Source organism: Nocardioides sp. GY 10113, assembly GCF_004919105.1.
Taxonomy (GTDB): domain Bacteria; phylum Actinomycetota; class Actinomycetes; order Propionibacteriales; family Nocardioidaceae; genus Nocardioides.
Window position 1 is genome coordinate 67,788 of sequence record NZ_STGK01000021.1, and the last position, 9,610, is coordinate 77,397.

Below are 9,610 nucleotides of genomic sequence, written 5' to 3' on the forward strand. Positions count from 1 at the left end.
TGAAGCCCCGGCGGGCCGCCGCGGCTCCGATCCGCGGGACGCTAGCCTGGGTCCGTTCGCCGGCACGGGCGCGGCGGTCGTGACCGCTGGGGTCGCGGCCAGGCCGGGTTCAGGATGAGGGCGCTGTCAAATGAACATGCAGGGATGTGTATAGTTATGCACATGACTCAGGTACGTGTCGCTGTCGCCGGTGCCAGCGGGTACGCCGGAGGCGAGCTGCTGCGCCTGCTCCTGGCCCATCCGCAGGTCGAGATCGGCGCGGTCACCGCCGGCAGCAACGCCGGCGAGCGTCTCGGAGCGCTCCAGCCGCACCTGCTCCCGCTCGCCGACCGGCTGCTGGAGCCCACCACGGTGGAGGTGCTGTCCGGTCACGACGTGGTCTTCCTGGCACTGCCGCACGGCCAGTCCGCCGGGATCGCCGAGAAGCTCGGCGACGAGGTCCTCGTCATCGACTGCGGGGCCGACTTCCGGCTCGCGGACGCCGCCGAGTGGCTGCGCTTCTACGGCGGCTCGCACGCCGGCACCTGGCCCTACGGCCTCCCCGAGCTGCCCGGGCTGCGCGAGGAGATCGCCGGCTCGCGCCGCGTGGCCGTCCCGGGCTGCTACCCGACCATCTCCACGCTGACGATCGGCCCGGCGGTGCTGCACGGCATCGTCGACCCGGACGTGGTCGTGGTCGCCGCCAGCGGCACCAGCGGCGCCGGCAAGGCGCCGAAGCAGCACCTGCAGAGCAGCGAGATCATCGGCAGCGTCACCGCCTACGGGGTCGGCGGCGTGCACCGGCACACCCCCGAGATCACCCAGAACCTGTCGCGGCTGACCGACAAGAACGTCACGGTCAGCTTCACCCCGGTGCTGGTGCCGACCTCGCGCGGCATCCTGGCCACCTGCTCGGCTCCGCTGTCGGGCACCTGGGCCACCGACGCCGCCCACGACGTCTACGTCGAGGCCTTCGCCGACGAGCCGTTCATCCATGTGCTCCCCGAGGGGCAGTGGCCCCAGACGCAGGCCGTGCTCGGCTCCAACGCCGTCCAGATCCAGGTGGCGGTCGACGCGATGGCCGGCCGCCTGGTCGCGGTCGGCGCCATCGACAACCTGACCAAGGGCACCGCCGGCGCGGCGGTGCAGTGCATGAACCTGGCCCTCGGGCTCCCCGAGACGGCCGGCCTGAGCAGCGTGGGAGTGGCGCCGTGAGCGAGCAGTCCGAGACCCAGCAGGCGTCGTACCACCTGCTGCGCTTCCCCGAGCGGCTCGCGGTGGTCCGGCTCGCCGCCGGCGCCGAGGTGCCGGAGTGGGCCGAGTCCTCCTCGATCTTCTCGATCACCGCGACCGCCGAGGGGACGTCGCTGGTCTGCGCCGGCCGCAACGTCCCCAAGAAGGTCCCGCACCAGAAGCCGTTCACGGCCTTCCGGGTCGACGGCACGCTCGACTTCGGGCTGACCGGCGTCCTGGTCAGCCTGCTGGCCCCGCTCGCGGAGGACGGGATCAGCGTCTTCACCCTCTCCACGTACGACACCGACTGGATCCTGGTGCCGACCGGCGACGCCGAGCGGGCCGAGGAGGCGTGGCGACGATCGGGGCACACCACCGCCCCCGCCGTCCCCGCCTGACCCGCCCACCACCGGATCCGTCCGCGGCCGCTCCCGGCCGACCATGCACGAAGGAACATCGATGAGCGTCACCCACCCGCGCGGGTTCCGCGCTGCCGGCACCGCGATCGGCCTCAAGTCCACCGGCGCCAAGGACCTCGCCCTGGTCGTCAACGACGGCCCCCGTTTCGACTCCGCGTCGGTCTTCACCAGCAACCGCTGCAAGGCCAACCCGGTGCTGTGGAGCGAGCAGGTCGCCCGGGACGGCGTCGTCCGCGCCGTCGTGCTCAACTCCGGCGGTGCCAACTGCTACACCGGACCCGAGGGGTTCGTGACCACCCACCGGGTCGCCGAGCAGGTCGCCGTGCGGCTGGGCATCGGCGCGGTGGACGTGATCGTCTGCTCGACCGGGCTGATCGGCCTGACCAACGACCGGCAGGTGCTGCTGGACGGCGTCGACGCGGTGCACGCCCTGCTCTCCGAGGACGGTGGGCAGGACGCCGCCGAGGCGATCATGACCACCGACTCGGTCAACAAGCAGTTCGTGCTCGAGGCGGACGGCTGGTCGATCGGCGGGATGGCCAAGGGCGCGGGCATGCTCGCCCCCGCGCTGGCGACGATGCTGGTGGTGATCACCACCGACGCCGTGGTCCCGGCCGAGACGCTGGACCGCGCCCTGCGTGCGGCGACCCGGGTCAGCTTCGACCGTCTCGACTCCGACGGCTGCATGTCGACCAACGACACGGTCAGCGTGCTGGCCAGCGGGGCCTCGGGCGTGACGCCCAGCGAGGAGGAGTTCACCGTCGCGCTCACCGACGTGTGCGTCGGGCTGGCCCAGCAGCTGCTCGCCGACGCCGAGGGCGCCGACCACGAGATCTCGATCACCACGCGCGGAGCGGCCACCGAGGACGACGCCGTCGAGGTGGGCCGCAGCGTGGCGCGCAGCAACCTGTTCAAGGCCGCGGTCTTCGGCAAGGACCCGAACTGGGGCCGTGTGCTCGCATCGATCGGCACCACCGGCGCCGCCTTCGACCCCGCCGACCTCGACGTCGCGATCAACGGCGTCTGGGTGTGCCGCAGCTCGACGCCCGCCGAGGACCCGGCCCTGGTCGACCTCGGGCCGCGCGCGGTGACGGTGAGCATCGACCTGAAGTCCGGCGACGCCGAGGCGACCGTCTGGACCAACGACCTGACCCACGCCTACGTCCACGAGAACAGCGCCTACAGCTCATGAGCATCGAAGAGAACATGACCGGGCCCTACGCCCCGACGTCCCACGACCCGGCCAAGCCGGACCCGGCCAAGGCGGCCACGCTGGCCGCTGCGCTGCCGTGGCTGAAGGAGTACCACGGCAAGGTGGTCGTGGTGAAGTACGGCGGCAACGCGATGACCGACGACGCGCTCAAGCGCGCGTTCGCCGAGGACATCGCCTTCCTGCGCTTCGCCGGGTTCCGGCCGGTGGTGGTGCACGGCGGCGGTCCGCAGATCTCGCAGATGCTGGACCGGCTCGGCATCGAGTCCGAGTTCCGCGGCGGCCTGCGGGTGACCACGCCGGAGGCGATGGACGTGGTCCGGATGGTGCTCGTCGGGCAGGTGCAGCGCGAGCTCGTCGGGCTGATCAACGAGCACGGCCCGCTCGCGGTGGGACTCTCCGGCGAGGACGCCGGCCTCTTCACCGCCGAGGCCACCGGCACCGTGGTCGACGGCCAGGAGGTGGACCTCGGTCTCGTCGGCGAGGTCACCGAGGTGCGGCCCGAGGCCGTCCTCGACCTGATCGAGGCAGGTCGGATCCCCGTGGTCTCCAGCATCGCTCCGGACGTCGACGGGGTCGCGCACAACGTGAACGCCGACTCCGCCGCAGCGTCCCTGGCCGTCGCGCTGGGGGCCGAGAAGCTCCTGGTTCTGACCGACGTCGAGGGTCTGTACCTGGACTGGCCCGATCCCGAGGAGGTGATCGGTGAGATCAGCCCCGAGGCGCTCGAGGCGATCCTCCCGGACCTGGCCAGCGGCATGATCCCGAAGATGGGCGCGTGCCTGAGCGCCGTCCAGGGCGGCGTGAAGCGGGCCACCGTGGTCGACGGCCGGGAGAAGCACGCGGTGCTCCTGGAGCTCTTCACCGACGAGGGGGTCGGCACCCAGGTGCTGCCCGGTGTCACCACCAAGACCCGCAAGGCCAAGCAGGCGGGGCAGAGCGCATGAACGGCCAGTCCAGCCAGCACGCCTGGACCGAGCGGTACGCCGGTGCGCTGATGAACACGTTCGGCGCGCCCAAGCTGGTCCTGACCCGCGGCACCGGCGCCCACGTGTGGGACGCCGACGGCCGCGAGTACGTCGACCTGCTCGGTGGCATCGCGGTGAACGCGCTGGGCCACGCGCACCCGCGCCTGGTCGGCGCCGTCACCGAGCAGCTCGGAACGCTCGGCCACATCTCCAACTTCTTCGCCAGCGAACCTCAGATCCGGCTTGCCGAGCGGTTGCTCGCGCTGCTCGGCCTGGGCGACCTGGGGGGCCGGGTCTTCTTCACCAACTCCGGCACCGAGGCGAACGAGGCGGCGTTCAAGCTGACCCGGCGCACCGGCCGCACCCGGGTGGTCGCCACCGAGGGCGCGTTCCACGGGCGCACGATGGGCGCGCTGGCGCTCACCGCCAAGGAGGCCTACCGGGCGCCCTTCGAGCCGCTGCCCGGCGACGTGGTGTTCGTCCCCTACGGCGACGCGGCCGCGCTGGAGGCGGCGGTCGACGAGACCACCGCCGCCGTGGTCATCGAGCCGGTCCAGGGCGAGGCGGGGGTCGTCGTACCTCCGCGCGACTACCTGCCCGCGGCCCGCCGGATCACCCACGAGCGCGGCGCGCTGCTGTGGCTGGACGAGGTGCAGACCGGGATCGGCCGGATGGGCTCCTGGTTCGCCCACCAGCACCCCGACCTGGTCGCCGAGCCCGTCGTGCCCGACATCGTCACGCTGGCCAAGGGCCTGGCCGGCGGGATCCCGATCGGCGCGTGCATCGCGACCGGCGGCACCGGGAAGCTGTTCGACCCCGGCAACCACGGCACCACCTTCGGCGGCAACCCGGTCGCGGCCGCCGCCGCGCTGGCCGTCATCGACACCATCGAGGACGAGGGGCTGCTCGAGCACGTCACCGCACTGGGCGAGCGGCTCCGGGTGGGCCTCGGCGCCGATGCTCGGGTCACCGAGGTGCGGGGGACCGGCCTGCTGATCGGGCTGGACCTGGCCCAGCCACTGGCCGCCGAGGTGGTGGCCGCGGCGCAGGACGCCGGGTTCATCCTGAACGCCGCCACGCCGGAGCGGATCCGGCTGGCGCCGCCGCTCGTGCTGACCGCAGAGGACGTCACCGCCTTCCTCGCGGCGTGGCCGGGCATCCTGGACGCGGCCGGGCTCACCACGGGCGCCGTCACGGGGGGCGCCCGATGACCCGCCACCTGCTGCGCGACGACGACCTGACGCCTGCCGAGCAGGCCGAGATCCTCGACCTCGCCGCGGCCATGAAGAAGGACCCGTTCGGCGAGGGGCTCGGGAAGCCGCTGGCCGGGCCGCACACGGTCGCGATGATCTTCGACAAGGCGACGCTGCGCACCCAGGCCTCGTTCACCGCCGGCATCGCCGAGCTCGGCGGCCAGCCGCTGCTGGTGGACGGCAACCTCGCCGGCATCGGCAAGCGCGAGTCGGTGGCCGACGTGGCCCGGGTGCTGGGCCGCCAGGTCTCGCAGATCGTGTGGCGCACCTACCACCAGTCCGACCTGGAGACGATGGCCGAGCTCTCGGGCGTGCCGGTGGTCAACGCGCTCACCGACGACTTCCACCCCTGCCAGCTGCTGGCCGACCTGCTGACGATCACCGAGCGGCGCGGCTCCCTGGCCGGGCTGACGGTCACCTTCCTCGGCGACGGCGCCTGCAACATGGGCAACTCCTGGTTGCTCGCCGGCGCGCTGGCCGGCATGCACGTGCGGATCAGCGCCCCCGAGGGGTACCTGCCGGCTCGGGCGGTCTGGGACCGCGCCGCGGAGATCGCCGCGACCACCGGCGGCTCCGTGGCGGCCGACCCCGACCCGGTCGCCGCCGTCTCCGGCGTCGACGTGGTGGTCACCGACACCTGGGTGTCGATGGGCAAGGAGGACGAGGCCGCCGCGCGGCGCGCCGTCTTCACGCCGTACGCCGTGACCGCCGAGCTGCTCTCCGCCGCGGCGGAGGACGCGATCGTGCTGCACTGCCTGCCGGCGTACCGGGGGATGGAGATCGCCGCGGAGGTCATCGACGGCCCGCAGAGCGTGGTCTGGGACGAGGCCGAGAACCGGCGGCACGCGCAGAAGGCCGTGATGGCCTGGCTCCACGAGCGGCGCGGCCGGTGACCAGCATGCCGACCCCCGACCACGAGAACGGTGCCGACCAGCAGGCGTTGACGCCGGTCACCAAGAGTGCCCGGCAGGCGCTGATCGTGGAGCTGCTCGGCAGCCGCGAGGTGCACTCGCAGCCGGAGCTCGCCGTGCTGCTGGCCGACCGCGGGGTCCATGTCACCCAGGCCACGCTCAGCCGCGACCTGGTCGACCTGGACGCGGTCAAGGTGCGCCTGGCCTCCGGCGCGATGGCCTACGCGGTGCCGGCCGAGGGCGGGGACCGGGGCATGGTCGCCGCCGAGGGCGCCGCCGCGTCGCACCGACTCTCCCGGCTCGCGGCGGAGCTGTTGGTCAGCGCCGACGCCAGCGCGAACCTGGTGGTCCTGCGCACGCCGCCCGGCGCGGCGCAGTTCCTGGCCAGCGCGATCGACAAGGTCGAGCTCGGCGACGTGCTGGGCACGATCGCGGGCGACGATACGGTCTTGGTGATCGGTCGCGACCCCAGCGGGGGCCACGCCCTCGCCCACAAGTTCACCTCCCTTGCCGAAAGGAACGAAAGCAGTTGAGCAAGGTCCTCACCTCCCTGCCCGTGGGAGAGCGCGTCGGCATCGCGTTCTCCGGTGGGCTCGACACGTCCGTCGCGGTCGCCTGGATGCGCGACAAGGGGGCCGTGCCGTGCACCTACACCGCCGACATCGGCCAGTACGACGAGCCCGACATCTCCGGCGTCCCGGGACGCGCGCTCCAGTACGGCGCCGAGATCGCGCGTGCGATCGACTGCCGCGGGCCGCTCGTCGAGGAGGGCCTCGCGGCTCTGGCCTGCGGCGCGTTCCACATCCGCTCGGGCGGCCGCGCCTACTTCAACACCACGCCGCTGGGCCGTGCCGTCACCGGCACCATGCTGGTCCGGGCGATGCACGAGGACGGCGTCGACATCTGGGGCGACGGGTCCACGTTCAAGGGCAATGACATCGAGCGGTTCTACCGCTACGGCCTGCTGGCCAACCCGCAGCTGCGGATCTACAAGCCGTGGCTCGACGCGGACTTCGTGACCGAGCTCGGCGGCCGCGCCGAGATGAGCCAGTGGCTCACCGAGCACGACCTGCCCTACCGCGACTCCAAGGAGAAGGCGTACTCCACCGACGCCAACATCTGGGGTGCCACCCACGAGGCCAAGACCCTCGAGCACCTCGACGTCTCGCTGGAGACCGTCGAGCCGATCATGGGCGTGAAGTTCTGGGACCCCTCGGTGGAGATCGAGACCGAGGACGTGACGATCTCGTTCGTCGCCGGCCGTCCGGTGGCGATCAACGGCACGTCGTACGACGACGCCGTGGCGCTGGTGATGGAGGCCAACGCGATCGGCGGGCGCCACGGCCTGGGCATGTCGGACCAGATCGAGAACCGGATCATCGAGGCGAAGTCCCGCGGCATCTATGAGGCGCCCGGCATGGCGCTGCTGTGGATCGCCTACGAGCGGCTGCTCAACGCGATCCACAACGAGGACACGGTCGCGCTCTACCACACCGAGGGCCGCCGCCTGGGCCGGCTGCTCTACGAGGGCCGGTGGCTGGACCCGCAGGCACTGATGCTGCGGGAGTCGATCCAGCGCTGGATCGCCTCGCTGGTCACCGGGGAGGTCACCCTCCGGCTGCGCCGCGGCGAGGACTACTCGATCCTGGCCACGTCCGGCCCGGAGTTCTCGTACCACCCGGACAAGCTGTCGATGGAGCGCACCGAGAACGCCGCGTTCGGCCCGACGGACCGGATCGGCCAGCTCACCATGCGCAACCTGGACATCGCCGACTCCCGCGCGAAGCTGGAGCAGTACGCCGGACAGCCGCTGGACCAGGGGCAGGTGCTCGTCGAGCACGGCACCCTGTTCGGCGCGCTGCCCGCAGGCGGGTACGACCAGATCACCGCGAACCCCGAGGCCGAGGCCGACGAGGAGGCCGAGGTGGCGCTGGACGCCGCCGCGATGGAGTTCGGGACGGACTGAGCGTGAGCGGCGAGGAGAGCACCACCAACACCGGGAAGCTGTGGGGCGGTCGGTTCGCGGGCGGCCCGTCTCCCGAGCTCGAGGCGCTGTCGCGCTCGACGCACTTCGACTGGCGGCTCGGGCTCTACGACATCGCCGGCTCCCACGCCCACGCCAAGGCGCTGGGAGCGGCGGGTCTGCTGTCGGAGTCCGAGGAGGCCGAGCTCCACCGCGGGCTGGACGCCCTGGCGTCGCGCTTCCGCGACGGCACGCTGCGGCCCGACCCGTCCGACGAGGACGTGCACGGCGCGCTGGAGCGGTTGCTGATCGCGGAGGTCGGGCCGGAGGTGGGCGGCAAGCTGCGCGCCGGGCGCTCGCGGAACGACCAGATCGCCACGCTGTTCCGCTGCTACCTGCTCGACCACGCGGCGACCATCGCCGGCCTGGTGCTGGACCTGGTCGACGCGCTCGCCGAGCAGGCCGCCGTGCACCTCGCCGAGACGCCGGCGATCATGCCGGGGCGCACGCACCTGCAGCACGCACAGCCGGTGCTGCTCTCCCACCACCTGCTGGCGCACGCGTGGCCGCTGCTGCGCGACGTCGAGCGGCTGGGGGACTGGCGGCGCCGGGTCGAGTCGGACTCGCCGTACGGCTCCGGGGCGCTGGCCGGGCAGAGCCTCGGGCTGGACCCCGAGCTGGTCGCCCGTGAGCTCGGCTTCACCGGGTCGACGGCCAACTCGATCGACGGCACCGCGTCGCGCGACTTCGTCGCCGAGTTCGCCTTCGTCACGGCGCAGATCGGGATCGACGTCAGCCGGATCGCCGAGGAGGTGATCGTGTGGGCGACCAAGGAGTTCGACTTCGTGACGCTGCACGACTCCTGGTCGACCGGGTCGAGCATCATGCCGCAGAAGAAGAACCCGGACATCGCCGAGCTGGCGCGCGGCAAGGCCGGGCGGCTGGTCGGCAACCTGGCCGGGCTGCTGACCACGCTCAAGGCGCTCCCGTTGGCCTACAACCGGGACCTGCAGGAGGACAAGGAGCCGGTCTTCGACTCCGTGGACACCCTCGAGGTGCTGCTCCCCGCGTTCACCGGTCAGGTGGCCACGCTGGTCTTCAACACCGAGCGGATGGCTGCGCTCGCGCCGCAGGGCTTCTCGCTCGCCACCGACATCGCGGAGTGGCTGGTGCGGGAGGGGGTCCCGTTCCGGGTCGCGCACGAGGTCGCCGGCGCGTGCGTGCGCCGGTGCGAGGAGCTCGGGATCGAGCTCGACGAGCTCTCGGACGAGCAGTTCGCGGAGATCTCTCCGCACCTGACCCCGGCCGTTCGGGACGTGCTGACCGTCGAAGGCTCGGTCGCGTCGCGGTCCGGCCGCGGCGGCACGGCGCCGGCGCGCGTCGTCGAGCAGCTCGCTGACCTGCGCAAACGCGTGGACGGACTGCGCAGCAGCAGCTGAGGTCGGCCCCGATTTCACATCCGGGACACATGTGCGTAATGTTCTCTCTCGCCGCGGCAAGCGGAAAAGCCCCCGGGAAACCGGAGGGAGAGAGGTTGCCACGGCACCCGCAGCACGGGTCGAGGACAACGGCGGTCTCGCCGGTTTGACCGAGATCCGAGGCGGTGGGTAATGTTTCACAGGTTGCCTGACCAACGGGCGCTGGAGTTCTTCCGGCGACACCAGGTCGGTGCGT

9 protein-coding genes are annotated in these 9,610 nt (G+C 72.2%); all 9 read left to right on the top strand.

Annotated features, from left to right (window positions below; all coding sequences use genetic code 11):
- Window positions 1–162: 162 nt before the first annotated feature.
- The 9 genes from argC (at window position 163) to argH (ending at window position 9,375) form a co-directional block, all read left to right on the top strand.
- Window positions 163–1,194, top strand: coding sequence for an N-acetyl-gamma-glutamyl-phosphate reductase (gene argC / locus E8D34_RS19480; protein WP_136595760.1), 1,032 nt, complete (start codon window positions 163–165; stop codon window positions 1,192–1,194).
- Window positions 1,191–1,610: an ACT domain-containing protein gene (locus E8D34_RS19485; RefSeq protein ID WP_136595759.1), complete on the top strand. Its 420-nt coding sequence runs from the start codon at window positions 1,191–1,193 to the stop codon at window positions 1,608–1,610. Before argC ends, E8D34_RS19485 begins: the two co-directional genes overlap by 4 nt.
- Window positions 1,611–1,671: 61 nt before the next feature.
- Window positions 1,672–2,823 (top strand): bifunctional glutamate N-acetyltransferase/amino-acid acetyltransferase ArgJ, encoded by a 1,152-nt coding sequence (gene argJ, locus E8D34_RS19490; RefSeq protein ID WP_136595758.1) that lies wholly within the window; start codon window positions 1,672–1,674, stop codon window positions 2,821–2,823.
- A 14-nt stretch (window positions 2,824–2,837) separates the two neighbouring features.
- Entirely contained in the window at window positions 2,838–3,788 is a 951-nt protein-coding gene (argB, locus tag E8D34_RS19495; RefSeq protein WP_206056773.1) for an acetylglutamate kinase, read from the top strand.
- Entirely contained in the window at window positions 3,785–5,020 is a 1,236-nt protein-coding gene (locus tag E8D34_RS19500; RefSeq protein WP_136595756.1) for an acetylornithine transaminase, read from the top strand. Before argB ends, E8D34_RS19500 begins: the two co-directional genes overlap by 4 nt.
- Window positions 5,017–5,955 carry an ornithine carbamoyltransferase gene (gene argF, locus E8D34_RS19505; RefSeq protein ID WP_136595755.1) on the top strand — a complete coding sequence of 313 codons (939 nt, stop codon included), beginning with the start codon at window positions 5,017–5,019 and terminating at the stop codon, window positions 5,953–5,955. Before E8D34_RS19500 ends, argF begins: the two co-directional genes overlap by 4 nt.
- A gap of 5 nt (window positions 5,956–5,960) precedes the next feature.
- The gene (locus tag E8D34_RS19510) at window positions 5,961–6,506 is read left to right on the top strand and encodes an arginine repressor (protein WP_136595839.1); all 546 of its coding nucleotides are present in this window, start codon (window positions 5,961–5,963) and stop codon (window positions 6,504–6,506) included.
- The gene (gene argG / locus E8D34_RS19515) at window positions 6,503–7,939 is read left to right on the top strand and encodes an argininosuccinate synthase (protein WP_136595754.1); all 1,437 of its coding nucleotides are present in this window, start codon (window positions 6,503–6,505) and stop codon (window positions 7,937–7,939) included. The genes E8D34_RS19510 and argG overlap by 4 nt, the downstream gene beginning before the upstream one ends.
- A gap of 2 nt (window positions 7,940–7,941) precedes the next feature.
- The gene (gene argH, locus E8D34_RS19520) at window positions 7,942–9,375 is read left to right on the top strand and encodes an argininosuccinate lyase (protein ID WP_136595753.1); all 1,434 of its coding nucleotides are present in this window, start codon (window positions 7,942–7,944) and stop codon (window positions 9,373–9,375) included.
- The last annotated feature ends 235 nt before the right edge of the window (window positions 9,376–9,610 follow it).